Source organism: Yinghuangia sp. YIM S09857, assembly GCF_051388915.1.
Taxonomy (GTDB): domain Bacteria; phylum Actinomycetota; class Actinomycetes; order Streptomycetales; family Streptomycetaceae; genus Yinghuangia.
The window spans coordinates 323,782-349,605 of the sequence record NZ_JBPKBH010000008.1 but is presented as its reverse complement, the minus strand read 5'-3'; the positions used below and the strand labels follow the sequence as shown (position 1 = coordinate 349,605).

The 25,824-nt window shown below is 72.2% G+C and carries 24 protein-coding genes; 9 read left to right on the top strand and 15 right to left on the bottom strand.

Annotated elements, in window-relative coordinates:
* Positions 1–179: 179 nt before the first annotated feature.
* Positions 180–1,076, bottom strand: a complete 897-nt coding sequence (locus tag ACRX5S_RS20080; RefSeq protein ID WP_436774360.1) for a helix-turn-helix domain-containing protein — start codon at positions 1,074–1,076, stop codon at positions 180–182.
* A 123-nt stretch (positions 1,077–1,199) separates the two neighbouring features.
* Here ACRX5S_RS20080 and ACRX5S_RS20075 point away from each other — a divergent pair, with 123 nt between their 5' ends.
* Together ACRX5S_RS20075 and nadE are read left to right on the top strand one after the other, a co-directional pair.
* On the top strand, positions 1,200–2,381 hold the full coding sequence (locus ACRX5S_RS20075) for a carboxymuconolactone decarboxylase family protein (RefSeq protein ID WP_436774359.1): 1,182 nt from the start codon (positions 1,200–1,202) through the stop codon (positions 2,379–2,381).
* Between the two features lie 231 nt (positions 2,382–2,612).
* Positions 2,613–3,464 (top strand): ammonia-dependent NAD(+) synthetase, encoded by an 852-nt coding sequence (nadE, locus tag ACRX5S_RS20070; RefSeq protein ID WP_436774358.1) that lies wholly within the window; start codon positions 2,613–2,615, stop codon positions 3,462–3,464.
* 57 nt (positions 3,465–3,521) lie between these two features.
* On the opposite strand, the gene ACRX5S_RS20065 is transcribed toward nadE, so the two are convergent.
* The 5 genes from ACRX5S_RS20065 to ACRX5S_RS20045 form a co-directional block, all read right to left on the bottom strand.
* Complete coding sequence (locus ACRX5S_RS20065) at positions 3,522–4,298, bottom strand: ABC transporter ATP-binding protein (RefSeq protein WP_436774357.1); 777 nt, start codon at positions 4,296–4,298, stop codon at positions 3,522–3,524.
* Positions 4,295–5,248 carry a FecCD family ABC transporter permease gene (locus ACRX5S_RS20060; protein WP_436774409.1) on the bottom strand — a complete coding sequence of 318 codons (954 nt, stop codon included), beginning with the start codon at positions 5,246–5,248 and terminating at the stop codon, positions 4,295–4,297. The genes ACRX5S_RS20065 and ACRX5S_RS20060 overlap by 4 nt, the downstream gene beginning before the upstream one ends.
* A 149-nt stretch (positions 5,249–5,397) precedes the next feature.
* Positions 5,398–6,426: a FecCD family ABC transporter permease gene (locus ACRX5S_RS20055; RefSeq protein WP_436774408.1), complete on the bottom strand. Its 1,029-nt coding sequence runs from the start codon at positions 6,424–6,426 to the stop codon at positions 5,398–5,400.
* A gap of 118 nt (positions 6,427–6,544) precedes the next feature.
* On the bottom strand, positions 6,545–7,375 hold the full coding sequence (locus ACRX5S_RS20050; RefSeq protein ID WP_436774356.1) for a siderophore-interacting protein: 831 nt from the start codon (positions 7,373–7,375) through the stop codon (positions 6,545–6,547).
* Positions 7,372–8,382: an ABC transporter substrate-binding protein gene (locus ACRX5S_RS20045; RefSeq protein WP_436774355.1), complete on the bottom strand. Its 1,011-nt coding sequence runs from the start codon at positions 8,380–8,382 to the stop codon at positions 7,372–7,374. The genes ACRX5S_RS20050 and ACRX5S_RS20045 overlap by 4 nt, the downstream gene beginning before the upstream one ends.
* A gap of 115 nt (positions 8,383–8,497) precedes the next feature.
* Here ACRX5S_RS20045 and ACRX5S_RS20040 point away from each other — a divergent pair, with 115 nt between their 5' ends.
* Complete coding sequence (locus tag ACRX5S_RS20040; RefSeq protein ID WP_436774354.1) at positions 8,498–9,310, top strand: helix-turn-helix domain-containing protein; 813 nt, start codon at positions 8,498–8,500, stop codon at positions 9,308–9,310.
* 69 nt (positions 9,311–9,379) lie between these two features.
* Here ACRX5S_RS20040 and ACRX5S_RS20035 read toward each other — a convergent pair whose 3' ends face one another.
* From ACRX5S_RS20035 to ACRX5S_RS20010, 6 genes are all read right to left on the bottom strand, one after another.
* Positions 9,380–9,688: a GNAT family N-acetyltransferase gene (locus ACRX5S_RS20035; protein ID WP_436774353.1), complete on the bottom strand. Its 309-nt coding sequence runs from the start codon at positions 9,686–9,688 to the stop codon at positions 9,380–9,382.
* A 95-nt stretch (positions 9,689–9,783) separates the two neighbouring features.
* Positions 9,784–10,302, bottom strand: coding sequence for a hypothetical protein (locus ACRX5S_RS20030; protein WP_436774352.1), 519 nt, complete (start codon positions 10,300–10,302; stop codon positions 9,784–9,786).
* Positions 10,260–12,350, bottom strand: a complete 2,091-nt coding sequence (locus tag ACRX5S_RS20025; RefSeq protein ID WP_436774351.1) for a methyltransferase — start codon at positions 12,348–12,350, stop codon at positions 10,260–10,262. The genes ACRX5S_RS20030 and ACRX5S_RS20025 overlap by 43 nt, the downstream gene beginning before the upstream one ends.
* A gap of 99 nt (positions 12,351–12,449) precedes the next feature.
* Complete coding sequence (locus tag ACRX5S_RS20020; RefSeq protein ID WP_436774350.1) at positions 12,450–13,661, bottom strand: 4-hydroxybenzoate 3-monooxygenase; 1,212 nt, start codon at positions 13,659–13,661, stop codon at positions 12,450–12,452.
* A 160-nt stretch (positions 13,662–13,821) separates the two neighbouring features.
* Complete coding sequence (locus ACRX5S_RS20015) at positions 13,822–14,262, bottom strand: nuclear transport factor 2 family protein (protein WP_436774349.1); 441 nt, start codon at positions 14,260–14,262, stop codon at positions 13,822–13,824.
* A 28-nt stretch (positions 14,263–14,290) separates the two neighbouring features.
* Positions 14,291–15,556 carry a phosphotransferase gene (locus ACRX5S_RS20010; protein ID WP_436774348.1) on the bottom strand — a complete coding sequence of 422 codons (1,266 nt, stop codon included), beginning with the start codon at positions 15,554–15,556 and terminating at the stop codon, positions 14,291–14,293.
* 111 nt (positions 15,557–15,667) lie between these two features.
* Between ACRX5S_RS20010 and ACRX5S_RS20005 the strand changes: the two genes are divergently transcribed.
* From ACRX5S_RS20005 to ACRX5S_RS19995, 3 genes are all read left to right on the top strand, one after another.
* A complete protein-coding gene (locus tag ACRX5S_RS20005) occupies positions 15,668–16,192 on the top strand; it encodes a MarR family winged helix-turn-helix transcriptional regulator (RefSeq protein WP_436774347.1) in 525 nt (174 codons plus the stop codon).
* A 208-nt stretch (positions 16,193–16,400) separates the two neighbouring features.
* Positions 16,401–16,859 (top strand): hypothetical protein, encoded by a 459-nt coding sequence (locus ACRX5S_RS20000; RefSeq protein WP_436774346.1) that lies wholly within the window; start codon positions 16,401–16,403, stop codon positions 16,857–16,859.
* Between the two features lie 109 nt (positions 16,860–16,968).
* Positions 16,969–19,068 carry a tetratricopeptide repeat protein gene (locus ACRX5S_RS19995; RefSeq protein WP_436774345.1) on the top strand — a complete coding sequence of 700 codons (2,100 nt, stop codon included), beginning with the start codon at positions 16,969–16,971 and terminating at the stop codon, positions 19,066–19,068.
* On the opposite strand, the gene ACRX5S_RS19990 is transcribed toward ACRX5S_RS19995, so the two are convergent.
* On the bottom strand, positions 19,043–20,281 hold the full coding sequence (locus ACRX5S_RS19990; RefSeq protein ID WP_436774344.1) for a hypothetical protein: 1,239 nt from the start codon (positions 20,279–20,281) through the stop codon (positions 19,043–19,045). The two genes, ACRX5S_RS19995 and ACRX5S_RS19990, sit on opposite strands and share 26 nt — an antisense overlap.
* Positions 20,282–22,490: 2,209 nt before the next feature.
* Between ACRX5S_RS19990 and ACRX5S_RS19985 the strand changes: the two genes are divergently transcribed.
* Positions 22,491–22,643 (top strand): hypothetical protein, encoded by a 153-nt coding sequence (locus ACRX5S_RS19985; RefSeq protein ID WP_436774343.1) that lies wholly within the window; start codon positions 22,491–22,493, stop codon positions 22,641–22,643.
* A 353-nt stretch (positions 22,644–22,996) separates the two neighbouring features.
* Here ACRX5S_RS19985 and ACRX5S_RS19980 read toward each other — a convergent pair whose 3' ends face one another.
* Both ACRX5S_RS19980 and ACRX5S_RS19975 read right to left on the bottom strand, forming a co-directional pair.
* Positions 22,997–23,407 carry an arsenate reductase ArsC gene (locus ACRX5S_RS19980; protein WP_436774342.1) on the bottom strand — a complete coding sequence of 137 codons (411 nt, stop codon included), beginning with the start codon at positions 23,405–23,407 and terminating at the stop codon, positions 22,997–22,999.
* A gap of 54 nt (positions 23,408–23,461) precedes the next feature.
* Positions 23,462–24,103: a three-helix bundle dimerization domain-containing protein gene (locus ACRX5S_RS19975; RefSeq protein ID WP_436774341.1), complete on the bottom strand. Its 642-nt coding sequence runs from the start codon at positions 24,101–24,103 to the stop codon at positions 23,462–23,464.
* A gap of 58 nt (positions 24,104–24,161) precedes the next feature.
* Between ACRX5S_RS19975 and ACRX5S_RS19970 the strand changes: the two genes are divergently transcribed.
* Together ACRX5S_RS19970 and arsB are read left to right on the top strand one after the other, a co-directional pair.
* A complete protein-coding gene (locus ACRX5S_RS19970) occupies positions 24,162–24,476 on the top strand; it encodes an ArsR/SmtB family transcription factor (protein WP_436774340.1) in 315 nt (104 codons plus the stop codon).
* 56 nt (positions 24,477–24,532) lie between these two features.
* Entirely contained in the window at positions 24,533–25,591 is a 1,059-nt protein-coding gene (gene arsB, locus ACRX5S_RS19965; protein WP_436774407.1) for an ACR3 family arsenite efflux transporter, read from the top strand.
* Positions 25,592–25,824 lie beyond the last annotated feature (233 nt).

Sequence of the window (25,824 nt, the reverse complement as noted above, 5' to 3'; positions counted from 1 at the left end):
CCCCCCCCCCCCCCCCCCCCCCCCCCCCCCCCCCCCCCCCCCCCCCCCCCCCCCCCCCCCCCCCCCCCCCCCCCCCCCCCCCCCCCCCCCCCCCCCCACGACGCTTTCCGGTCGGGGCCACGACGCTTTCCGGGGCATGGCGTTCACGAGGCGGTACGCGCTCCCCAACTGCCTTGCCGTTACCGGGCGTTCCACGGGTTGTGCCCGCCCAGCGCCTCGGTTGCGGCGCGGCCCGCGGCGACGAGGGCGGCGGCCGCCCCCTCGCGTTCGGCCGGGGAGAGCGCGCGGTCGAGGACGGCGGTGAACAGGTAGCGCTGGCGTCCGCGGCGGTCGAACACCGGTGCGGAGATGCTCGACACGGTCGCCGACGGGTCCTCCTCGCCCGGGACCTCGTACTCGCGGAACGTGGTCGGCGGCAGGTGCGCGCACACCCTGCGCAGCACCGGCTCCGGGAGGTGCGAGGAGACGAGCTGCGCGACGACGGCGTGGCCGATGTCCCCGGCGCCGCCCGCCCGTTCGAGGAGATAGCCGCGCTCGCGGGCGCCCGCGGCCACCGCCGCGAGCCGCCCGGGCTCGGGGTCGAGGCGTACCAGCGGCTCGCGCCCGAGCCAGTCGGCGAGCACGTCGTCCGGGTTCCACAGGTTGTTGACCAGGCCGAGCGGCGGTACGAGCGGGAAGCGCTCGCCGACGAAGTCACGGGCATCGCCCTCGGCCAGCGCGCCCCGGCGGTCGAGGACGACCATGTCGTCCCCCACGTTGCCCACGATCAGGCAGCCCGCGCCCAACTTCCCGTGCAGACGGTCGAGTTGCGGCCGCATCAGGTCGAGCGGGGCAACGCTGTTCTCGGCGGCGCCGGCCATCCGCAACAGCGCCGGGCCGAGGCCGTACGTCTTGTCCTCGTCGCGCGTCAGCAGCCCGCCCGCGGTGAGGCTGCCCAGCACGCCCAGGCATGTCGGCTTGCTGAGGCCGAGCCGGGTGGCGATCTCGGTGAGCGTCAGGCGTTCGGCCGGGTGTTCGGCGAGCAGTCCGAGGATCAGCACCACGCGGTCGGCGGACGGGGACATGCGTTCCGCCAAGGCGCGCACTCCTTCGGGGTGGGGGCCGTACTGGCGTCCGCGGCCGGCGGAAGCGGTCGGACCAGGACTGGTCGTTGACGGTGCGTCAGATCCACGCCTACCATCGATTCACGATAGTGAATCATGAATTCGCCATTTGGAACAACGGGTGTGGCGGGGAACGCCGAGGCGAAGAACGGCAAGGAACAGCACGACAAGGAACAGCACGACAAAGAACGGCACGGCAAGGAACGGCAAGGCAAGGAACGGCACCACCCGAGACCAGGAGTCCAGATGACGAGTTGGCTGTCCCGGACCACCCCCGAAGCGGTGGACTTCCCCGGCACCTTGGGGCTCTTCCCTGCCCTGCGGACCAGCTACGGCGACTACTTCACCCGGCTGTGGGAGCCGCAGGTCCTCCCGACCGCGATCACCGAGCTGTGTCGGCTGCGCATCGCGCAGTTGCACGAGTGCGATTCCGAACTGGCCGTGCGCACGCGCCCGGCGGTGGCCGGGGGGCTCGACGAAGCCAAGGTCGCCCGCCTCGAACACGGCAGTGGTGACAGCGTGTTCGACCCCGCCGAGTCGGCATCCCTCCAGTACGCCGAGCAGTTCGTCATGGCTCCCGGCTCCGTCACCGACAAGGAACGCGCCGAGCTCACCGAACTGCTGGGCGAGGCAGGCCTGGTGGGACTCGCCATGTCCTGCGCGGTGTTCGACGGCTTCGCCCGCTACCAGGTCGTCCTCGGCACGCACACGGTCGCCGGCCCCGCCGCCGCCCCGCGCGTGGCGGACTTGCCGGGCCTCGACCCCGCCGCCCCGGCGACCCCGCCCCCCACCGACCCCACCGACCCGATCGCGGCCAGCCCGTTCGCCCTCCAGCCGGACCTTCTGGCGTCGTTCCTGCGGCTGTACGGCACCCTCTGGTCGGGCGGCACCGTCGACCACCCCTCCAAGGAGGTCGCCCGGCTGCGCAACGCCCGGGTCACCGACTGCCGCTTCTGCCGCGCGGTCCGCTACGACCAGGCCCGCCAGGCCGGTCTGACCGAGGACCTGGTCGCACTGATCGACGACGGCTTCGAGGCGAGCGCTCTGGAGGAGCGCCACAAGGTGGTCATCCGCCTCGCGGACGTCTTCCTCGGCAACCCGCACGGCGTCACCGACGACCTGCGCGCCGAGCTCCTGGAGGCGTACGGCCCGGCGGGCACCGTGGAGCTCACCGCCGGACTGGCGCTGTTCATGGGCTTCTCCAAGATCGCGGTGAGCCTCGGGACCATCCCCGACAACCTTCCCGCGCAGATCCCGCTGCCCACCCCCACCCGCTGACCCGCTCCTCCCAGGTCGGCGCCCACCCCGCGTGCCGGGGCCGCGTGGCGGGCGCCACCGGCGGCGGGGGCACGGGGCACCCGCCCATCGGCCGGGGACACCGGGCGAGAGCGTGCGGTGACACGGCCCCGACCCGCGCCCGCGAGTATCTGTACGACTGCGACACAAACCGGCCGCCCGGCCGTGCCACCGGCCCCCGAGCCCCGGAAATCGGGCAAGTACAGTACCTGGATGGCAAACCTCCGCGAGCAGATCGCCGCCGAGCTCGGCGTCCGGGCGACCATCGTCCCCAAGGTCGAGATCCGGCAGCGCGTCGACTTCCTCAAGGCCTACCTGCGCTCGACCCCCGCCAAGGGGTTCGTACTCGGGATCAGCGGCGGGCAGGACAGCACGCTCACTGGCAGGCTGTGCCAGCTCGCCTGTGAGGAACTGCGTACCGAGGGCCACGACGCGACGTTCGTCGCCGTCCGCCTGCCGTACGGCGTGCAGGCCGACGAGCAGGACGCGCAGATCGCCCTCGGCTTCATCGGCCCCGACCGGTCGATCACCGTGAACGTGAAGCCGGGCGCGGACGCCGTCGCCGCCGAGACCGCGCGCGGCCTGCGCGAGGAACAGGGCGCGGAGCCGGGTGAGGCCGCCGCCCTGCGCGATTTCGTGCGCGGCAACATCAAGGCCCGCGAGCGCATGGTGATCCAGTACGGCGTCGCCGGGCAGCTCAACATGCTCGTCGTGGGCACCGACCACGCCGCCGAGGCGGTGACCGGCTTCTTCACCAAGTACGGCGACGGCGGTGTCGACCTCACCCCGCTGACCGGCCTGACCAAGCGTCAGGGTGCGGCTCTTCTCCAGGAGTTGGGAGCGCCCCCGAGCGTCTGGAAGAAGGTGCCGACCGCCGACCTGGAGGACGACCGGCCGGCCCTCCCGGACGAGGAGGCGCTGGGCCTGACGTACGCCGAGATCGACGACTACCTCGAAGGCGCCGACGTCGCGCCCGAGGTGGCCGCGAAGCTGGAGGCGACGTACCGCGCCACCCGCCACAAGCGTGCCCTGCCGACGACGCCGCTCGACACCTGGTGGCGCTGAACCGGCGGCACCGAACGCGGTGCCGCTGACCCGCGGCACCGACCGGCGGACGCCCGCTCAGGCCGTCGGCACGACCATCGGCGTCCCGGTGACCGGGTCCGGCACCACGAGGCTCGGCAGGCCGAACACGTCGTCCATCAGTGCGGCGTCCACGATGTCGCCGGGTGCTCCCTCGGCGCGCACCCGACCGTCCTTCATGGCCACGATGTGGTCGGCGAACCGGCACGCCTGGTTGATGTCGTGCAGCACCGCGACGATCGTGCGCCCGTCGTCGCGCAGTTGCGCGAGCAGGCGCAGCAACTGGTACTGGTGCGCGAGGTCGAGGAAGGTCGTCGGCTCGTCCAGCAGGACGTAGGGCGTCTGTTGCGCGAGCACCATGGCGATCCAGGCGCGCTGGCGCTGGCCGCCGGAGAGCCGGGCCACCGGACGCTCCGCGAGGTCCCGTACGCCCGCGGCCGCCATCGCGTCGTCGACCGCGCGCATGTCGGCGGCGGTGCGCACGGACAGCAGCGAGCGGTGCGGGAAGCGCCCGCGGTCCACGAGCTGGCGTACGAGGATGTTCTCCGGGGCGGCCAAGTCCTGGGGGAGGAAGGCCATTTCCCGGGCGACGTCCTTGGGACGGCAGTCGTGCACGTCCCGGCCGTCCAGCAGCACCGCGCCCTCGGACGGTCGCAACAGGCGTACCAGCGCCCGCAGCAGGGTGGATTTGCCGGACGCGTTGGCGCCGATGATCGCGGTGAAGGCCCCGTCGGGGATGGCGAGGCTGAGGTTCGCGGAGACCGTGCGGTCGCCGTACGTGAGGGTGATGTCCCGCGCTGTCAGGCGTGCGGTCACGATCGTTTGACTTCCTTGAGGAGCAGCAGCAGGAGGTACGCCCCGCCGATTGCGGTCGTCACCACGCCGACCGGCAGAGTGGTGGGCGCCAGCAGCGTCTGCGCCACCAGATCGGCGCTCAGCAGCAGCACGGCCCCGGTCAGCGCGGCCGGGACGAAGTGGATGCCCGGCGACCGGGTGACCGCGCGGCCCAGGTGCGGGGCGGCGAGGGCGACGAACGCGATCGGGCCGGTGATCGCGGTCACGGTGGCGGTGCAGCCCGCACCGGCCACCACGGCCAGCAGACGGTGCCGGGTGAGGCGCACGCCCGAGGTCACCGCGATTGCGTCGCCGAGCGCGGCCTGGTGGGTCGCCCGAGCGTTGAGCACGAGCAGCACCGCGAGCACCACGGCGGCGACGAAGGCGACGTCCAGGTCGGCCCAGTCGACGCCGTTCAGCGAACCGACGTTCCACATCTCGGCGGCGATCGCGATGTCCAGGTCGGCGCGCAGGATGATCCACGAGTTCACCGCGGTGAGCATGGCGTTGACCGCGATGCCGATCACGATCAGGCGGTGCCCGCCGAAGCCGGAGCGGGTGGAGAGGGCGAGGACCGCCCCCGCGGTGAGCAGGCCGCCCGCGACGGAACCGGCGGCCGTCGAGGCCGTGGAGCCCTCGATCACCACCATCACGGTCAGCGCGCCCGTGTAGGCGCCGACGTCGAGCCCGATCACGTCCGGGCTGCCCAGCTCGTTGCGCGTCAGGTTCTGGAACACCGCCCCGGCGCAGCCCAGCAGCGCGCCGAACAGGCACGCCGCGACGACGCGCGGCAGCCGCCACTCCTGCACCACGACCGACAGATCGCCGTGCCCGGCAAGGGCGTCGGCCACGTCGAGCGGATTGCTCCAGGTGTCCCCGCGGCACAGTCCGGCCGCCGCGAACCCGAGGAGCAGCACGACCAGCACGGCCATTCCGCCGACCGCCCGCGGCTCGACGCCGAGCGCACGGCAGATCCGGGCGAATCGCCCCGCGCGGTACGCCGCCTCCGGCGCCGCGGGCGCGGTCGGCCGCGGCTTCGGCCGGGTTGCGTCGGCCTGCGGGAGGGTCCGCGTCGGCCCGGTCACAGGGTGCTCCCTTCGTAGCGCCGCACGGCCCAGATCAGGACGGGCGCGCCGAAGAAGGCGGTGACGACCGCCACCGGAACCTCCCCGGTCGGCAGCAGCAGGCGTCCGGTGACGTCGGACGCGAGCAGCAGCACGGGCCCCAGGAGCGCGCTGTACGCCAGCAGCCACGGCACCGACCCGCCCGCGGCGCGGCGCACGATGTGCGGAACCATCAGGCCCAGGAAGGCGATCGGGCCCACGACGGCGGTCGCGGTTCCGGCCAGCAGGGTCACCGCGGAGAGCACCGCGAGGCGGGTGCGGACCACGTGGGCGCCGAGTCCGTGCGCGACGTCCTCGCCCAGGGCGAGGGTGTTGAGCGCGCCGGTGAGCAGGAACGCAACGACCAGCGCGGCGAGGATCAGCAGCACCGGCAGCAGCAGCGGCGCCTGTTCGCGCCCGGCGAGTGAGCCCACGCTCCAGAACCGGTAGTGGTCGAACGCATCCGGGTCCAGGATGCGCAGCGACATCGAGACGCCGCTGAGCACCGAGGCCAGGGCGACACCGGCCAGCACCAGACGGAGAGGCGAACTGCGTCCGACGGCGTGCACGACGACGCCCGCGACGAGGGCGCCGACCAGGGCCAGCGACACCTGGACGCCCTGACCGCCCGCGATCCCGGTCGTCGCGCCCACGGTGACGGCGAAGCCCGCGCCCTGCGTGATGCCGAGAAGTCCCGGCTCCGCCAAGGGGTTCCGGGTCAGCGTCTGGGTCAGCGCCCCGGCCACGCCGAGCGCCGCGCCCACGCAGATGCCCAACACCGTGCGGGGCACCCGGATCTCACGGACCGTCAGGTCGGTGTCACGGCCCGCGGGGTCGACGAGCGCACGCCAGACGTCGCCGAGCGGGATCGACCGGGCGCCGAGGGCGAGGCTGAGTCCGCAGACGACGGCGAGCAGCGCGGCGAAGCCGAGGAGCAGGAGGATCTTGCCGGGGTCGGCTCTCGGAGGCGCGGCGGGCTTTCCGGCGCGCGGGTCCGCCCAGGCCACCGGGTAGGCGCCTTGGGCCGGGTCGGATCCCTCGGCCGGGTAGGACCCTTCGGCCGGGTCGGATTCGACGTCGGGTGCGGTCCCGAAGCCCGGGACGGGCTCGGTCTCGGAGACCCGCTCAGTCTTCGAGTCCGGCGACACCGCGCCTCCAGTACCCGGTGAACAGGGCGTCGAGGCGGCCCTTGGCCCACGCGCGCAGCGGCTTGATGTCGTCCGCCTCGCCCGCGGCGAACAGGAAGCTCCGCCCGGCGGGGAGCGCCAGCCCGCGTACGGTGTCGGCGAGTTGCGAGGCCCCGTCCTTGCGGGTCAGCCAGATCACCTCGGCGCCGTCGCGCGCGGCGAGCGGGTAAAGGTGCTCGTCGGTGTGCTCGGTCTCGACCACGATGTGCGCCGAGACGTCCGCGGGAGACTCCTCCAGCCAGCGCGCCGCGGCCGGGAGCGCCGTGGTGTCGACGGCGAAGACGTAGTGGTCGTAGTTGTGCGGGAACGCCTTGGCCCCGGGCGGCCCGGCGATCGCGACGTCGTCGCCGGGCTCGGCGGCGACCGCCCAGTCCGAGGCGACGCCGCCCGGGTGCACGACGAAGTCGATGTCCATCTCCGGCGCCGCCGCGTCGTACCGCCGTGCGGTGTAGCGGCGGCTGACCGGCGACGGCTTCGGCCAGGTCAGGGACTGCTCGTCGTCCGGGACGGGAAGGCGCAGGGTACCGTCCGGGTCCGGGAAGACGATCTTGAAGTGGTCGTCGCACTGGTACGAGTGGAAGCCCGCCAGATTGGGGCCGCCGACGGTCAGCCGCAGGATCGAGCGCGTCACGTACTCCTTGCGCAGCAGCGTGACGGTGCGGATGTGGATCGGGTAGCCGATCTTGACGATGCCCTCGCCGTCGGCGTGGTGGGCGGCGACGCGCGGGCCGGGGTTGCGGCGGTCGATGAGCACGGCGGATCCGATCACTTGGCCAGAAGGGGGGCGAGTGCCTGGTCGACGGCGTCCAGCGTGCGCTGGGCCTGCGCGTACGTCACCGCGGCGGTGTAGCGGATCGGGAAGGCCTTGCCGGCCTTGACCGCGGGCAGGTTCTTCCACAGCGGCGAGTCGAGGACGTACTGCACGCCCGCGCTCGGGGTGCCGTCGTCCTGCACGGTGTAGGTGATGACGTCGGCCTCGCCGAGGCTCGCGGGCAGTTCCTCGATGGAGGGCGTCTCGGAGACCGCAGACGAACCACCGGTGTCCTTCTTGACCTGGCCGTAGTAGTTCAGGCCGATGTCCTGCGCGATGTTGGTGCCCCAGGACCCGGCGAACTCGCGCTGGAAGGTGCCCTGCGAGGTCTCGTTGTACGCGCCGACGTGCCCGAACTTGAGGTTGGCCACCGCCCCCGCGTACTTGGCCTTCAGCTCCTCGGCCCGCTTCTCGTACGCCTTGCGGGTCTCGTCCGCGTGGCCCGCCCGGCCCGCGGCGTCGGCCTGACGCGCCGACAGTTCCCGCCACGCGGACGGCAGGCTGGGCCCGATTGCGACCACCGGGGCGATCGACTCCAGGCGCTTGAGGTCTAGTTCGCCGAGCACCGGCTTGGGCACGCCGATGATGATGAGGTCGGGCTTGGTGGCGGCGATGGCCTCGTAGTTGGTCTCCTTGGCGGTCGCGCCACCGATCTTGTGGAGTTGGTCATATTTCGTCCGCTCGTCCGGGGTCATCAGCCCCAGGCCGCGCGGCCAGGTGGATATGCCGACGAGCGGGGCGTCGGCCTCGATCAGCACCGGTACCGCGTATCCCGTCGCGACCACGCGCTTCGGCTCGACCGGGATGGTGATCTCGCCGTTGTCGGCGGTGACCACGCGCGTCGCGCCCTTGCCGCCGCCCGAACCGCCGCCGTCGGAGTCGGACCCGCAGCCGGCCAGGAGGGCGGCCGCGGTCACGGCGGCCAGCCCGGCCGAGACAAGACGGAGGCGCGGAGACGCGGACATAAGCATTCCTTCGGGTTGAACGGGTCGAAGACCTTCAGGCGCCCCCAATCGGTCGGCGCGGCCAACTTAGGCTAGCCTCACCTGAGTCTTGATGGTTGTCCGGAAAGGTCACCCGATGTCGATCAGAGGACAGGATGTGGGCGGCGATCCGATCGCCTGCGACGCGTTCGGGTATGGCCTCGGGCGTCCCGCGGGCATCCTCGTCCTGCTCTACCGCGCCGACGGCCCGCTGGGGTTCGGCGCCGTCCGGCACGACCTGCTGCACCAGCTCTACTGGTCGCCGGACGGCATGCTCTCCGCGGTCTACGGCGGCCGCTCCTGCTTCACCGCACCCGGCGAGGCCTTCTGGGCGGAACGCGGCGTCAGCCACGAGGTGCGCGCCGCCGACCGGCAGACCGTCTACCGCCTCTGCCTGCGCGAAGTCCCCGACGCCCTGGCCGGGTTCCGCCGCGGCCACGTGGCGGTCGGCGCCGCGGCGGCGCGCCTCGTCCAGGAGATCGCCACACCCGGGTACGACGAAGGCCGTGCGCTCGACGCCCGCGAACGCATACTCGGCGACCTCACCCCGATCACCGCGGACGTCGCCGCCCACTGCGCCGACGGCAAGGGCTACGCCCGCGCCGTCGCCCGCGCGATGTCCCACAGCCCCGCCGACCCGACCCGCCTCGACGAGTGGGCGGAGCGCCTGCACATCAGCGCCAAGACCCTCCAGCGCGACTTCGTCCGCGAGTTCGGCACCCCGTTCACCCGACAGCGCACGATCCTGCGGCTGCGTGCCGCGCGTGCCCTGCTCGCGGTCGAGCCGGTCTCGGTGGTCGCGCACCGAGTGGGCTACGCCAGCGTCTCGGCCTTCGTCGCGGCGTTCGCCAAGGAGTACGGCACGCCGCCGGGGCAGTATTCGCGGGACCGGTCCGTCGCCGCGGTGTGAGCGTGCGTCGCGACGCGTCCTGCGTCCCGCTGCTCATGCGACGGCTCGGTGCCGGTCGGTCGCCGCCGGTCAGTCGGTGACTCGGCTGCGCGACTGGTACAGCACGTCCTGGTAGTCCGGGTGCCGGGCGATCCACCCCGCGTAGAACGGGCAGGTGGGCAGCACCGCCATGCCGGTCCGACGGGCCTCGTCCAGCGAGGTGCGGACCAGCGCCGCGCCGACGCCCTGCCCCTCGAACTGCGGCTCGACCTCGGTGTGCACGAAGGCGATCAGGCCCTTCGACCGGATGTACTCGGCCACCCCGGCGACCGTGCCGTCGATCCGGGCCTCGTAGCGGTTCTCGGCCGAGTTGTCGATGACCTCGACGACGCTCCCCATCGGTGCTCCTCCGGTCGGTGCGTGGCAGTGCGGTGCGCGCCCTGAGGGCGTGCGTACTGATCACCATTGTTCACGACGCGGCCGCAGGACGCCGCTCATCCGACCGCGTCGAGGACGGCCAGAAGGCCGCGGGCCGGTTCGGGAGCGGCGGTGGTCAGGTGGCGGGTCAGGTACGCGCGTACGTTCGTCCGCTCGCGCGAGGCGACTTCGCCCGAACCGGCGTAGTGCGAGATCCACTCGCCGGTGGCGTCGGGATCGGCGCCCGCGTCGGCCAGGGCCTGGAACACCGCGGTCAGTCGGGACACGTCCTCGGCGCTCATCGTGTCCCACCGCCGGTACTGCACGCGGAAGACCGCCCACCACAGGACCGGGCGCCCGCTGTCGGGGTGCGGGGCGGTGACGTCCGCGCCGCGGTCGAGCATGAGCCGCAGGACCGCCAGGCTCTCGGCGGCGGCCTCGGGGGCGCGGCCCAGCGCTCGCGCGACCGCCGCCTCGACCGCGTCGTTGACGACCGGCTGGCGGTTGGGGACGTCGGGGGCCTCGATGAAGTTGAGGTCCGCGCCGCGGTCGATCAGCAGGCGGGCGATGGCGTAGTGGCCCGTCTTGAGGGCCACGCCGAGTGGCTGCTGCCCGGCGTCCTTCTTCGGCGGGGGCTTGCGCGTTGCCGCGACCAGCGCGGGGTTCCTGTCGAGCAGCGCGGTGACGACGTCGGCCTCGCCGTGGCGGATGGCCCGGAACAGCTTCTCCATCCGGCGACCCTAGGGCCGGCTACGCACCTGCGCTTGGGGTCGGTCGGCCACCGGGTGCCGATCGATGTGCGGACTCGCCGGGGCTCGGGCTGCTGGTCGGCTGTTGGTTCGACGGCCGGTCGGCCGGCCCATCGGCTTGTGGATCGATCTGCGCGCCGGCCGCGGTCTTGCGGGCGTGCAGGACGCTGGCGCCGAGTGCGAGCGGGGAACGCGTCCACAAGGCTCAGACCGGCACCGGCGAGGAGCCGGGCGTAGTGGTCGGCGCGGCGCTCGCGGCCGCCGACGTTGCACATCATGTGCAGGTCCCACGCGGTGGCCAGCGAGGGCGAACCGTCGGCGGGCAGCAGGCGTTCGACGACCAGCAGGTCGGCGTCCGGCGGCATGGCTGCCGCGCAGTGCCGCAGGATCTCCTCGCAGCGCTCGTCGTCCCAGTCGTGCAGGACGCGGGAGAGGACGTAGACGTCGCCGCCCGCCGGCACGTCGGCGAAGTCGCCTGTACGGAAGTCGCAGCGTGCGTCGAGGCCGGACGCCTCGAACGCGCGGCGGGCGGCATCCGCGACGTGCGGGCGTTCCAGGAGGACGCCGCGCAGATTCGGACGCGCGGCCAGCAGACGTTCCAGCAACTCGCCGGTGCCGCCCGCGACATCGACGACGGTCCTGGGCTCGGGCGCAGCATCGGCCGCCGCGATGACCGGATGCAGCGGCAGCGGATCGAACATGCACGCGCTCGCGGCCATGGACTGGTCGAAACGGACGGCCAGTTCGGGGTGGCGAACGAAATAGTCGAAGTGGTTCTCGCCGAACAGGTGCTCGAATCCGGTGACTCCGGTCCGCACCGCTTCGGTGAGCAGGGCGAACGACTGGTAGAACGGGCCGCCGTACATGAGCGCGAGCGGACGCATCGAGCCGGGGGTGTCGGCGCGCAGCAGGGCGCCGAGTGCGGTGAGCCGGTAGCCGTCGGGCTCCTCCTCCGCGACGCCGAGCATCACCAGATAGCGCAGCAGCGTCGCCAGGTTCTGCGGATGGGCGTCGACTTCCCTTGCCAGGGCCGGGACCGCGGTGGCCGTGTGGTCGTCCAACGCGTCGCACAGCCGCAGTTGGGCGCACGCCGCGAGGGCCTGCGTGGTCCACGCTCCGGTCAGCAGGCGCAGCAGGGTCTCGGCGGGCTGCCGTGCCCGGTGGTCCTCAAGGTGGGCGGCGAGCACCTGGCGGTGGTCACCGCGGGCGTACATCTCAAGCCGCCGGTACCCGGCCTTCGAGTCGGCGGGGGCGGCGAAGTAGAAGACCGTGCCGTCCTCGTGCGGGTTGTAGCCGCCGCCGTCGGCCACCGCGCCGTGCCGCACGAACATCGACCACAGCCCGCGCAGCACCAGCGGATCCGGCCGGTCGACCTCGAACGCCAAGTGCGCCTCGTGGTCCCGGGTGCGCTCGTGCGCGGCGATGTCGGCGAGGTCCGAGCCGGGCGGCACGGCCAGCACGAACACCTCCACGGATCGCCGTTCGCCCTCGGGGCCCCGGACCGCGGGCCGCAGGATCCCGACGTCGAGGTCCGCGGCGTCACGGCGGTGCCGGGCGGCAAGCCGGTCGCGTACGACGACGCTCGGCTGCGGCGCCGCGGCGGCCTCCAGGCCGTGTTCGGCGAGTTCGGCCTGGAGGGCGGGTAAGTCCGGTGGGAACAAGACGAGTCCGGCGTGCGCGAAGCGGCACCGGTCGACAAGTGCGCGCAGTTCGAAGCCGTCGAGACCCGGCAGCAGCAGCGACAGCAGCCCGGTTGTGTCCTGGTGGCGGACGAATTCCACCGCGGCGCGCAGCCGGGCCGGGTCGTCGGATGCGTTCGCGGAATCGTGCCTCCGCTGACCGAGGAGGGGCTGATTCGGCTGCTGAGTGGGCGCGGTCGTCGTCGGCGTGGTCATCGCGAGAGACATCCTCGGGGCTGTATTTCGGTGCACAACGGGGCAATTCGTTGTGCGAGGGCGTGGGGGAGCACCGGCCGGGCGGGACGCCCGAGGCCGTCAGATGCCGACGTAGTTCTCGGCGAACCAGTCCTGTTGGGTGCGTGAGGTGCGCAACGCCTCGATGCGTGAGCGGCGCAGCCGGTCCTGGAACAGCGAATCGCGGTCCGCTTCCGGTGCGCTGTGCAGGAGCCGGATCATCCAGTGGGAGAACTCCTGGGCCCGCCAGATGTATTCGAGGCATTGCGCGGAATAGCCCTGGAGCGCCTCGGGACCGGCGCCCCGGAGGTCCTCCGCCAGTGCGGCGGCGAGAATCTCCGCCTCCAGGACCGCGAGGTTGGCCCCCTTTGCGGCCGACGGGCTGATCAGGCTCGCCGCGTCGCCTGCCAGGAACAGCGAGCCGTGGCGCAGCGGTTCGAGTACGTCCGACTCCAGGCCGACGACGGCGCGCTGCACGATCGGACCCTCGCGCAGCGCCTCGTAGTCGGACGCGCGCATGCGTACGGCGAGTTCGTCCCAGATCCGCGCGTCGGACCACGCGTCGGGCGGCATGCCGGGGTCGCACTGGAGGTAGTAGCGCGTGGTCTCCGGTGTACGGGCCATGTGTCCGGCGAAGCCGTGCGGGTGGACGGCGTAGCCCACGGCGTCGAAGCTGGGCGGCGCGTCGGCGAGCAGGCCCAGCCAGGAGATGCCGTGGTCGCGGTGGTGGCGGCGTACCGTCCCCGGCGGGATCGAGCGCCGTGCCGCGCCGTGCCGCCCGTCGCAACCGGCCACGTAGCGGGCGTCCCACCTGACGGGGCGTCCGTCCGGGTCGCGGGCTTCCACCCACGGGCGGTTGCCGTCCGCCTCACGGACGGCAACCGCCTCGGTCTCGAAGTGAATCCGCCCGCCGGCGCCGAGGTAGCGGGTGAGCAGGTCGGAGACCAACTCCTGTTGCGGGTACACCGTGTGCCGCTCTCCGGCGCCGAGTCGGCTGTAGTCGAGGCGGAAGCGGCCGTCCTCGGTGCGGAACTCGCAGACGCTGTGTTCGCGGCCGCGTCTGCGCAGTCCGTCGGCCAGGCGGTTCCGCTCAAGCACCCGAACGGTGTTGGCGGCCAGGAATCCGGCCCGGGCGCGGGTCCGTACGTGCTGTTGCGTCGCCCGTTCCAGGATCACGCAACCGATTCCCCTGTCCTGCAAGAGGTTTCCGAGCACGAGCCCGGCGGGGCCGGCGCCGAGGACGACCACATCGGCGGCGTCGCGGACGGTTCGGGCTCCCTGGCTTTCTGTCACGGGAGTGGATGGTAGTCAGAGTTAACTACCCAACTGGTTAGATATCACCCGATTGCCCGCACGTCCTCGGCAAAGTCTGCCGGAAGACCATCACCGGTGTGTGCGCCCGGGCGCAGCGGCGCCTCGGGTACGTCGAGTCGTTCCGGCGCCGGTGTCGCGGTTACGCGTCCGCCTCGTCGCCGTTGATGGACTCGACGGTGATCCAGTCCGGCGGCATGGTCGGCGGGGTCTTCCAGAAGATGTCGAGCTTGGTGATCAGCCCGTCCTCGTTCAGCTCCATGTGGTTCGCGAACCGCATCGCCAGCGGCTCCTCGCCCGGTGCGTAGGTGATGATTTCGACCGCCTCGTTGAACGCGTGGCGGCCGTCGGCGCTCAGGAACGTGAAGCGGGACTGGAGTTCGTGGGTCTGCGTACGGCCGATGACGCCGGTGACGAAAGCCAGGTAGGCGGCCTTGCCGCGGCACGTGTCCTCTTCGTTGTCGCGCATGCCGATGCGCACGAAGTCGTCGGCGAGGGTGGACGCCACCAGGTCCCAGTCGTGGCTGTCGATCCCCTTCCAGAAGTTGGCGACGGTCGTCGCCCGCTCTTCACGGTTGCTCATGTGCATGGCCCTTCTCTGTGACAGTACGTCAGAACACGTCCTGCAAGCGGTGATGCGTCGTCATGGCCGACCCGGCGGGCCCCATGAGTTGGTGGGCGCGCCACAGGCGCCGGTGGAACAGCGGCACCAACTCCGCGTCGTGGGCGCCTTCGTCGGCGATCACGAATTCCTCCAGCGCGGCGTCGCCTTCCTGCCACGTGCGGGGCCGGTGCCCGAGCAGCGCGACGAGGTCGTCGAGATCCGCCTCGGCGCACTCGCGGCCGATCGCGTCGAACCGCTGGAGGTGGCGGGCCAGTCGGAACAGCCGCCGCGTCTCGTAGTCGCCGGAGCGCAGCGATTCGACGAGGTGCCGGGTCGGAACCGCGGCCGGGGACGCCGACTCCGCGTCCGCCTCCGGGAGTTCGGGGGTCGTGAGCGTGATGCCGAGGAAGTCGGCCAGTGCCTCGACCGCGAAGAGGTTCGTCTCGTTGCACCACTGGGCGTTGGTCATGTAATCCGATCCGGGTGGCGGATCGGCGAGCGCCGAGTGGAACGCGAGTGCGTTGGTGAGCGTGAACGCGAAGTGGTGGTGGGCGATCGCCTCCGGGTCGACCGGAGTGCCGGACAGTTCCTCGTATTTCGCGTACATGCGGCGGAAGTCGCCGTACCCGACGATCGTGTCGCGCATGCGGTAGGCGGCGAGGTCCATCAACGGGTCGCCGATGTGCGCGAGTTCGAGGTCGAGGATGGCGGAGACGCGCCGACCGTCGTGGTGGAACTGCCCGGAGTCCCAGACGATCACCGACTCGCGGCCGCGCGTGTCCAGCGGATGGCGGCGCAGCCAGCCGAGGCAGAATTCCATGAACGGATCGGGCCGCTTCTTGGACGAGCGGTACCAGGTGCGGTACGCGTCCATCCCGCCGCGCCGCACGCCGGCCTCGGCGAACGGGGCCACGTCCAGCGCGTGCAACTCGGCGAGGATGCCCAGGTAGTCGTCCATCACCGCGTCGCGCTGCGCATCGGTGCAGCCCGTGAAGTCCGGCTGCCCGCCGACCCGGTCGATGACGAACGCGCGCGGCTCGTCGATCCAGCCGTGCACCCCGGCCACCCGGACGCCGCGCTCCTGCATCAGGCGCTGCGCGAGCATCTCGTGCTCCAGCGGGAACACGCCGGGGTAGTCCGTCCGGTCCCCGCGCACGCACAGTTCCAGGAGCCGGCCGTCGCGGACCACGTCGGCGAACCAGACCGGCCGCCACCGCCCCTGCCGCTCCAGCCGTTCGACGCGGCCGATGTTCTTCTCGAGCCACTCCCGCACGCGGATCTCCATGGCCGTCACCGAAGCATAGTTGCGCCACTCATGCAACCATTTCTAGACTGCGACCGCCGGACGCACCGGCCCCGACGCGGGAAGGCTCACGACGGAACCATGGCGGACAAACCCCTGCAAACAGGTACGCGGCCGCGCCTCAGCGAGACGTCCATCGCGGGCGGAGGCGCGGACGGGGACTGGCTGCGTGCGGTGATCCCGCCGCTGCGGGACCTCGTCCGGACGTCCCGCGACGACCGGCTCTTCGAGCGCGTCGGGCGTGAGGCGGGCGTACGCGTACCGACCCACCTGGTGCTCGCGCTCACCCGCATCGGCGACTTCCAGCCGGTGCGGCTGTCCGACCTGGCCGACCAGATGGGCATCGGACGCACCACCCTGAGCCGCCAGGTGACCGACCTCGTCACCGCGGGGCTCGTGGAACGTACTCCCGACCCGGCCGACGCGCGGGCCGCGACCCTCGAACTCACCGCGGCGGGCACCGATGCCCTGCGCCTGATCTGGGACGCCTGGGGGCGCCTGATCGCCGAACTCACGGGCGGGTGGCCGGAGTCGGAGCGAGCCTTGCTGCCGGAACTGTTGGGGCGGCTTGCGCTGGGGCTTCAGGGGTTGGCGGAAGAGGCTTGAGCTGCCGGGGTGTCGGCCGGTAGGCCGCCGACTTTCCCCATTCTCCCGTCGCCCGTCGGGTGTTCGTCCGTTGTGCGTGCCCCGCCCCGCCCCGCCCCGCGTGTCGGCCTGGCCGAACCGCCGCCCCCCGCATTCCCGTTCCCGGCGTCTGGCCCCGACGGAGCCGCGCTGGCAGGGTGGAGGCGAGTCGAATACGGGGGAGGGCCGCATGGATCCGGCAGTTGTGGCATTGGCGTCGTCGGGCGCGACGACACTCGTCGGCGTGATGGTCACTGACGCCTGGGTGCAGGCGCGCGGGCGATTCGCACGATGGTTCGGCGGCGCCGACCCGCAGGCCGTGGACGCCGCGGGCGAGGAACTGGACGCGTGCCGCGAGGAACTGGTCGCCGCTCAGGCCGCGGGCGAACTGGAGGTGGCCCAGGACGTCGAGGCCGAATGGCGCGGCCGCCTCCGCCGCAGGCTGGCCGCCGACCCCGAGGCACGGGCAGAACTCCGCGCCCTGGTCGAGGAACTGTCCCCGGGCGCGTCGGTCGTCGGAGACGACGGGGTCGCCAACTCGGTGACCGGCGGCAGCCAGCAGACCGTCATCCAGGGGCGGGACTTCTCCGACGTGACCTTCAACTCGGCCGTGCTGACGCCGCCTTACGGGCCGCACAACACGCGCTGACCGAACGCCGCCCGAGCTCGCCCCCGTGCGGCATTCCGTTCGCGGCCAACCGCGGGGACGGCGTCCGGCATCATGGTGCCCGGCGGTTTCGTGGCGCGACGGGGGAGCGATGGCCGAGACGGAGAACAGCATCAGTGGCGGCCGGTTCACCGCGCCGGTCGTCCAGGCGCGCGTCGCGAACTTTCACATTGTGCAGCCCGAGCGCAGCGCGCAGCGGCAACTTCAGGGGTCGTTCCGGCATTTCGTGAATCGGGTCGCCGAGTTCGAAGCGCTGGGTGCCGCGCTGCCGCCGTCCACCGGACCGACCGTCGTCGTCCTCACCGGCATGGGCGGAGTCGGCAAGACCGCGACCGCCCTGCGCTGGCTCATGGACGTCCAGGACCGCTACCCGGGCGACCACCTCTCCATCGACCTCCGCGGCCAGGAACCGGACGCATCCCTCGCGCCCACCGTGGTCCTCGACCGCTTCCTGCGCGACCTCGGCGTGCCCGCACCGGAGATCCCCGGGGACGTCGCGCGCCTGCCCGAGCGGTTCCGCTCGCTGACGTCCGGACAGCCGGTGATCGTCTTCCTGGACAATGCGCGAACCGCCGCGCAGGTCAGGCCTCTGATGCCCGGTCACCCGGACAGCCTGGTCGTGGTGACCAGCCGCTACGCGCTGACCGGCCTGGTGGCCAGTCATGGTGCGATCAGCATTCCCGTACGCCCGCTGGACGAGGGCGACGCGGCGGAGCTCCTGACGGCCATGACCGGGCAGACCGCCGCCGCCTCGCTCGCGGCGCGCGCCTGTGGCGGACTGCCCATCGCGCTCCGCGTGTTGGGCGCCCAGGTCGTCGGCCAGGTGCACGCGAGCCTCGGCGACGCCGCGGTGGCCCTCGACGGCGGCGGTGGCGCGTCCGGCCCGGACTGGGAGGTGTTGGAAGTGCCGGACGACGAACTCTCCGTACGTGCCGTCTTCGACGCCTCCTACCGCTCCCTCGACGCCACCGCGCGGGTCCTGTACCGAGGTGTCGGACTGCACCCGACGCCTGCATTCGACGTCCGGGCGGCCGCCGCCGCGTCCGACCTGCCAACGTCCGTCGTCCGCACGGGCCTTGCCGCTCTTGTCCGAGCCAGCCTGCTCGAACGGGACTCGGGGACCGAGCTGTTCCGCATGCACGACCTCGTCCACGCACACGCCCGCGACCAGGCTGCCGCCGCGCCCGCCGCGGAATGCGACGCCGCCGTGGACCGGATCGTCGGCGATTACCTTCGCCGAGCCGTCGACGGGGACCGCGCGGTCAGCGGCCGGTGGCGGCACGGCCCGGCGTTCGCCACCGCGGCCGAATCGCCGTACCCGGACGCGGCTTCGGCCCTGGACGCGCTCGAACGCGACCGCGACAACCTCGTCTCCGCGGTGCGGCTCGCGGCCCGCACCGGTCGGTGCGATGTCGCCTGGCAGCTCTGCGAGGCCTTGTGGGGACTGTTCTTCATGCGCCGTCACTTTGCGGACTGGATCGAGACCTACCAACTCGGCGTCGAGGCCGCGTCCGCCGCCGACGAACGCGTCGCGGAGGCACGCCTGCGCCTGCACCTCGCCTTCGCCCACTTCGAGCGGAACGCCGGGCCCGACGACGAACACCAGGCCCGCACCGGCTTCGATGTCGCACTGCGTTTGGCGCAAGAGGCCGCGCACTCCCGGACCGTGTCCAGCGCGTACGAATCACTCGGGCTGCTCGCCCTGCGCACCGGCGACCCGGCCCGCGCCGCACGGGACTTCGGGGACGCGTACCGGGCGATCGAGGGGATCGACCACCCACGCGGCCGCGCCCTGCTGGCACATCACCGCGGTCGGGCGCTGGCGCAGAGCGGTCAGGACGCCGAAGCGGTACCCCAACTGGCCGCCGCACGCGAAGCTTTCGCAAGCCTCGGCGACCCGTACAACGAAGCCCGCGTCGCCACGAGCCTCGGCGAAGCACACCTCGGCGCCGGACGCCCTGAGCACGCCCTGGCCGTCCTGGCCGACGCGCTCCCGCACATGACGCAGAACAAGATCCGCCACGAGGAGGCCCGCATCCTCCACCTGCTCGGCAATGCGCACGCCGCCCGAGGGGCAGCGGACGAAGCCCATGCAGCCTGGTCGCGAGCCGCAGACACTTACGACGAGATCGGCGACCCCCGCGCCGACGAGGTCCGAGCGGCTCTCACTCCGCCGGAACCTCCACGCTGAGCCGTACCGCCAAGCTTCCCAACCGCACCACGACGGCCCCCGCCCCCACGCGTTCCGGCAGCAACGCATAGACGGCCGAAGCCGCCGCAGCCACCGTCATCCGCGGATCGTCGCATTCCCAGGCAACCCGCCCCCTCCACCCATTCCCCGCGACGACCAGCGCCGCACCGACCCCCTGGGGCCGCGCCGCCACCCAACACCCCGGATGGTCCCGCAACACCCAAGCCAAGTCCCCGTCATCGCATGCGGGGCTGATCAACACATCTGCCTGCAACCGAACTCGCTCATCCGGCTCGCCCACATGCGCCACCAAGTGCGCATCCACCAAATGCTCATGCGCCCGGTCGCCGGCGCCGCCGACCGGATACCGCCGCAGCCTCACCCCGTCGTCGTCCACGACGGCCGCACACATGGCCGACGCCGGAACCGGCGACCGTCGCGGCTCCATGAACACCGCGTCGTCCGGGAGTTCCACCGGCTGCACCACCACGGGAGCGGCCGGCTCCGGCAGTTGCATCGTGTCGTAGAAGACCTCCCGCAAGATGCGCGCCGAACTCCCGGGCACCGAAGTTGCCTTCGCCGTCACCTCACCAATCCGCGGATCAGCCAGGAACCGTCGTACCGCCCCCTCCACCTGCGACACCAGTGGGACGCCCCGGTCCACGCGCTCCAGCAGCGGCAGCAACTCCGCAATGGGCGAATCCGGTGCCAGCGTGCCGTCCGAGGGCAGCCCGGACAGCAACGTCGGCACCCCCAGAGCGGCTCCGTAGAAGGTCACCGATCCGTAGTCGCCGACAACCAGATCAGCCGCCGAAAGCGCGGCCTTCCACCCGTCCCCCTCGGGTCGCAATACCGTCAGGCCGGCAGCCTGGAGCGGAGCCATCCAGGCCCGCAATTGCCAAGGACTGTGCCCGTACCAGACATTTGGATGAACAACGGCCACGACCCGAAATTCGTCCCGCGGCAGCGTGGCCACCGCATGCCCCACCACTTCCCAGGCACTGCCCAACTGCGACTCGCGACTCCAGGTCGACGAAATCACCACGAACTTCTGGCCCGGCAGCAGCCCCCACGCCTCACGATATTCGGTACGAAACGCACGACTCGCCCGCAACTCGTCCAGACACGGATCCCCCGCCACCACGGCCGCCGAAACCGCCTCCGGACACCCCTCCGCAAGCCGCCCCAACTGCTCCTCGTGCGACAGAACCACCGCCGCGGGAACGACACTTCCCCCATGCATCAACCACTCGCCCGTGAGCCCGAAAGCTCCCGGCTCCCGGCTCCCGGCTCCCGGCTCCCGGCTCCCGGCTCCCGGCTCCCGGCTCCCGGCTCCCGGCTCCCGGCTCCCGGCTCCCGGCTCCCGGCTCCCGGCTCCCGGCTCCCGGCTCCCGGCTCCCGGCTCCCGGCTCCCGGCTCCCGGCTCCCGGCTCCCGGCTCCCGGCTCCCGGCTCCCGGCTCCCGGCTCCCGGCTCCCGGCTCCCGGCTCCCGGCTCCCGGCTCCCGGCTCCCGGCTCCCGGCTCCCGGCTCCCGGCTCCCGGCTCCCGGCTCCCGGCTCCCGGCTCCCGGCTCCCGGCTCCCGGCTCCCGGCTCCCGGCTCCCGGCTCCCGGCTCCCGGCTCCCGGCTCCCGGCTCCCGGCTCCCGGCTCCCGGCTCCCGGCTCCCGGCTCCCGGCTCCCGGCTCCCGGCTCCCGGCTCCCGGCTCCCGGCTCCCGGCTCCCGGCTCCCGGCTCCCGGCTCCCGGCTCCCGGCTCCCGGCTCCCGGCTCCCGGCTCCCGGCTCCCGGCTCCCGGCTCCCGGCTCCCGGCTCCCGGCTCCCGGCTCCCGGCTCCCGGCTCCCGGCTCCCGGCTCCCGGCTCCCGGCTCCCGGCTCCCGGCTCCCGGCTCCCGGCTCCCGGCTCCCGGCTCCCGGCTCCCGGCTCCCGGCTCCCGGCTCCCGGCTCCCGGCTCCCGGCTCCCGGCTCCCGGCTCCCGGCTCCCGGCTCCCGGCTCCCGGCTCCCGGCTCCCGGCTCCCGGCTCCCGGCTCCCGGCTCCCGGCTCCCGGCTCCCGGCTCCCGGCTCCCGGCTCCCGGCTCCCGGCTCCCGGCTCCCGGCTCCCGGCTCCCGGCTCCCGGCTCCCGGCTCCCGGCTCCCGGCTCCCGGCTCCCGGCCGAGTATTTTATTATATCCCATTCCATGCGGCGTACCGATCAGCGGCGACCTGATTTTATGCAGATCCCCACCCCTGCTGGTGGAAATAGCCAAATCAAATTCCGCGCGCACCGCATCCCGCCACGGAATATAAGCGAGCCCTTCTCGAACAACAAACTCTGATATCCCCTGCCGAAACGGCGAGGAATCCGGGCAGGTGAAAACAGTCTGCACCCGAGGATCCCCGTCAAAAACCCGCAGCAGATCCAGCAGCCGCGTAGCAGACGTGACGTTGTGGATCACCCCGAGAACCGTCCGCTCCGGACGCATCGTCCCCCACCGCCCCGAAACCGGAGCCGAAACCCCCCAAAAGCTCTCCAGCACCCCCACCCCCAACCCTTTGGACCCCCCAGACCCTAACGCCCACCCACCCCGACCCAGGTCCCACCCGATATGCAGAAGTCGTGCCGAGAGGCGCAGTTCTTCATGTCCGATCGTGGGATCCCCCCGCCTGTCGGGCGTCTGTTGAGTGCCGGTCGGTTCAGCGTGCCGTGGCCCTGGGGGAGTTCACCGGGCCGGTGGTCGTAGAGCCAACCGGTCGCCCTCTCATGGAATCGTCCGAAGACCAGCGGCATCACGGCGTTGCGCACACATGCGGCGATCGGTCCTGCCGTCTTCGCGTCGCGGTCGGCCGCGGCCCCCTTGGCCAGACGGACGGTCCGGTCGTGGCGGGCACGGTCGAAGGCGGCGAGGGCGTCCGGGATCGGGGCGTCCGCCAAAGCCGTCGCCGGCGCGACCGCGTCCTCCAATGCGATCGACGCTCCCTGACTCGCGCCGACCGGGTGTGCCGCGTCGCCGACCAGCACCGTGCGGGCATCGTGGCGCCGCGCGACCGGTGGGAGGACGTGCGGCAGCGTCGCCGAGTCGACCTCGGCGTCGCCGCCGAGCAGGGCGGACGGAGTCGGCTCGCCCTCGAAAAAACACGGCCGGTTCGCCCGGACTGAACTGGGGCATGGACGCCGCGGGCGACCCCGGCGGCGAGCCGGGGGAAGAACACCCGCCCCACGACCTCACCGACAGCGCCCAGCTATGCGAACGCCTCGCCACCGCCTGGCACTTGACGCACGCCAACCGGCCCGTGACCGTGGCGCTCTTCGAGTCGGCCATCGCCTCGGGGCCCACCTCGGGGGAGTTCTGGAGGCGCCTGGCCGAGGACACCACGGTCCTGCGCGAACACCTGGAACACTTGCGCGCCCACGGCCGCGTCCTGCCCGCCGACACCGGGAGCTCGTGGCCGCGGCCATGGGCACGATGCCGGCGATGCTCGCGTGCGCCCTGCCGGACAGCGACGCCGAACCCGCCGCAAGCCACTGCGACGACGACGTCGTCACCACCCTCACCGAACTACTCCTGAACGGCCTGGCGGGCCCACCCGCCCCCTGACCCGTCACCCCACTGCCGACGCGCCGACCCCGGACGCCGCCGCGTCGAAGTCTCAGTACTTCAGGTACCCCTGCAATTCCGCGAGCGCCCGGCCGACGCGCTCCTTGTCGCCCCGGTACGGCACGTTTGCCGTCGCGGCGCGAGGTGACCACGCCGCCGAGCTTGAGCAGCGTCAACTGCTGCGACGCCGCCGACAGGCTGATCCCGGATCGTTCGGCGACCGGCCCGACCGGCCAACAACGGGCGGTGGGCCGAGCGCAATTGCGCGTATGCCCCCGGGCGGCTCGTCAAGCTGCCGAGTTCGTCGCGGCGCCGGAGGCGATGGCGATCATATCTCGGACGTCGCTCCCAGCTCAGGCGTCGGCGGGGAGGATCTCGGCGAGCAGGCCCTGGATGCGCTTCTCGATCTCGTCGCGGATCGGGCGGACGGCGTCGATCCCCTGGCCGGCGGGGTCGTCGAGAGCCCAGTCGAGGTAGCGCTTGCCGGGGAAGATCGGGCAGGCGTCGCCGCAGCCCATGGTGATGACGACGTCGGACGCCTGGACGGCCTCCGGGGTGAGGACCTTCGGGGTCTGGTCGGCGATGTCGATGCCGACCTCCTTCATGGCCTCGACGGCGACGGGGTTCACCTGGTCGCCGGGGATGGATCCGGCCGAGCGGACCTCGACGCGGCCCGCGCCGAGGTGGCGGAGGAACCCGGCGGCCATCTGGGAGCGGCCCGCGTTGTGGACGCAGACGAACAGCACCGAGGGCTTCTCGGACATGGGGATCGGGGTTCCTTTCGGGGGGTCGTCGGTGCGGCCGGTCGGTGGACCGGTTCAGCGGTGGTCTGGGGCGCCCAGTTCGGCAAGCAGGGCTCGGACGCGGGCGTCGATGTCGTCGCGGATGCCGCGTACGACGTCGTCGAGGCTGCCGCCGGGGTCGGCGACCGGCCAGTCCGCGTACCGGCGGCCGGCCAGCAGCGGCGGCGCGTCCGCGCAGCCGAGCGTGACCACCATGTCGGCGGCCTGGACCACCTCGTCGGTGACGGGCTTGGGGAACGCGTCACCCGCGTCGATGCCGATCTCCGCGAGTGCGGCGACGACCGCCGACTCGATTTTCGCGGCAGGTGCGGTGCCCGCCGACGTCGCCGACGCGGCGCCGTGCGCGTGCCGGTTGAACAGCGCCGCGGCGAGCTGCGACCGCCCCGAGTTCGCGGTGCACACGAACAGCACCCGCGGGCCGGAGTCGGGCGCACGCCCGCCGGTGTGACCGAGCGCGTCGAGGCGCTCGCCCGCGAACCGCTCGCTCAACAGCGGCAGATGCGCGTGCACGGACGACGCGGCCACGAGTTCGAGGTACGAGTCCTCCACCACCGCACGTACGGCGGCCGGTGGGAACACTCCGGCGTATCGGGCGGTCAGCCGCCGGACCGCGCCCGCAAGCAGCGCCTGCGGGACCAAGTCGGCCACCGAGGCCATCCGAGCCTCCTCACCCGGGGTTCGCGTTTCGATCCCCGCGCCGCTAACGTATCATCCTATGCTGATGTCAGTTGATACTGACACGATGAAGGTGCTGGCCGACCCGCTCCGGATGCGGATCATCACCCTCCTCGCGTCCGAAGCCCTGTGCGTATGCCACCTCGTCGAGGAAACCGGCGCGCGCCAGACCAACCTGTCCAACCACCTCAAGGTGCTGCGCGAGGCGGGGCTCGTCGAGACCGAGCCCTGCGGCCGGTTCACCTACTACAAGCTCCGGCCGCAGGCGCTCGCCGCCCTGGCCGCCGCCCTCGGCGGCATCGCCGAGGCGGCGCAGACCACCGCGGACACCGCACGAAAGAGGCCCTGCACGTGACCGCGACGGACCCCCGCACGCCCCCGGGGGCCGCGACCGACGCCGGGGCTGCCGCGATCGTCGGCAAGCTCTCGACCCTCGACCGGTTCCTGCCCGTGTGGATCGGCGTGGCCATGGGCGTCGGCCTCGGGCTCGGCAAGCTCATCCCGGGCCTGGACGACGGGCTGAGCAAGGTCGAGATCGGCGGTATCTCCCTGCCGATCGCCCTCGGTCTGCTGCTGATGATGTATCCAGTGCTCGCCAAGGTCCGCTACGACCGCCTCGACACCGTCACCGGCGACAAAAAGCTCATGGCCTCGTCGCTGGTCATCAACTGGATCATCGGCCCGGCCGTGATGTTCGCGCTGGCCTGGATCTTTCTGTCCGACCTGCCCGAGTACCGCACCGGCCTGATCATCGTCGGACTCGCGCGCTGCATCGCCATGGTCATCATCTGGAACGACCTGGCCTGCGGCGACCGCGAGGCCGCCGCCGTCCTGGTCGCGCTCAACTCCGTGTTCCAGGTCGTGATGTTCGGTGTGCTCGGCTGGTTCTACCTCGACCTGCTGCCCGGCTGGCTGAACCTCGGCGACGGCGAACACCTGGACGTCTCGTTCTGGAAGATCGCCCTCAACGTCGTCGTCTTCCTCGGCGTCCCGCTGCTGGCCGGCTACCTCACCCGCCGCCAGGGCGAAAAGGCCAAGGGCCGCGACTGGTACGAGACGAAGTTCCTGCCGAAGATCGGCCCGGTCGCGCTGTACGGGCTGCTGTTCACGATCGTGATCCTGTTCGCGCTCCAGGGCGACACCATCACCTCCGAGCCCGGCGACGTCGCACGCATCGCGTTGCCGCTTCTTGTGTATTTCGCGGTGATGTGGTTCGGCTCCTACGCGATCGGCCGCGGACTGGGCCTGCCGTACGACCGCACCGCAACCCTCGCCTTCACCGCCGCGGGCAACAACTTCGAACTCGCCATCGCCGTCGCCATCGGCACCTTCGGCGTCACCAGCGGCCAAGCCCTCGCAGGCGTCGTCGGACCGCTCATCGAAGTCCCCGTCCTGGTGGGCCTGGTGTACGTCTCCCTGGCCTTCATGCGCCGCTCACGCGGTACCGCTCCGGTCGGAGCCGACGGCTGATCGATCCGGGGAACGAAAGGGCGGGTGCGGAACGCATGTTCTGCGCCGGCCCTTCCCCCTCTCGGCGGCACCAGAGGGCAGACCTGCGAAGACTCGTCGCCCAACTCCGGATCGGCGTGAACCGAGCCGAACGAACGTGCGCGGCACGGGTGCCGAACCGGCCGATCGCGCGCGAACCGAGACGGAAATTGAGACGGAGACGACGTCGGCCCCGACCGCTGCTGCGGTCGGGG

Excerpts from the sequence above, each read along its gene's own strand:
- ACRX5S_RS20075 (WP_436774359.1), top strand. The coding sequence starts at position 1,200 with ATGAATTCGCCATTTGGAACAACGGGTGTGGCGGGGAACGCCGAGGCG.
- nadE (WP_436774358.1), top strand. The coding sequence starts at position 2,613 with ATGGCAAACCTCCGCGAGCAGATCGCCGCCGAGCTCGGCGTCCGGGCG.
- ACRX5S_RS20060 (WP_436774409.1), bottom strand. The coding sequence starts at position 5,248 with ATGGCCGTGCTGGTCGTGCTGCTCCTCGGGTTCGCGGCGGCCGGACTG.
- ACRX5S_RS20045 (WP_436774355.1), bottom strand. The coding sequence starts at position 8,382 with ATGTCCGCGTCTCCGCGCCTCCGTCTTGTCTCGGCCGGGCTGGCCGCC.
- ACRX5S_RS20040 (WP_436774354.1), top strand. The coding sequence starts at position 8,498 with ATGTCGATCAGAGGACAGGATGTGGGCGGCGATCCGATCGCCTGCGAC.
- ACRX5S_RS20035 (WP_436774353.1), bottom strand. The coding sequence starts at position 9,688 with ATGGGGAGCGTCGTCGAGGTCATCGACAACTCGGCCGAGAACCGCTAC.
- ACRX5S_RS20025 (WP_436774351.1), bottom strand. The coding sequence starts at position 12,350 with ATGACCACGCCGACGACGACCGCGCCCACTCAGCAGCCGAATCAGCCC.
- ACRX5S_RS20015 (WP_436774349.1), bottom strand. The coding sequence starts at position 14,262 with ATGAGCAACCGTGAAGAGCGGGCGACGACCGTCGCCAACTTCTGGAAG.
- ACRX5S_RS20005 (WP_436774347.1), top strand. The coding sequence starts at position 15,668 with ATGGCGGACAAACCCCTGCAAACAGGTACGCGGCCGCGCCTCAGCGAG.
- ACRX5S_RS20000 (WP_436774346.1), top strand. The coding sequence starts at position 16,401 with ATGGATCCGGCAGTTGTGGCATTGGCGTCGTCGGGCGCGACGACACTC.
- ACRX5S_RS19995 (WP_436774345.1), top strand. The coding sequence starts at position 16,969 with ATGGCCGAGACGGAGAACAGCATCAGTGGCGGCCGGTTCACCGCGCCG.
- ACRX5S_RS19980 (WP_436774342.1), bottom strand. The coding sequence starts at position 23,407 with ATGTCCGAGAAGCCCTCGGTGCTGTTCGTCTGCGTCCACAACGCGGGC.
- ACRX5S_RS19975 (WP_436774341.1), bottom strand. The coding sequence starts at position 24,103 with ATGGCCTCGGTGGCCGACTTGGTCCCGCAGGCGCTGCTTGCGGGCGCG.
- ACRX5S_RS19970 (WP_436774340.1), top strand. The coding sequence starts at position 24,162 with ATGCTGATGTCAGTTGATACTGACACGATGAAGGTGCTGGCCGACCCG.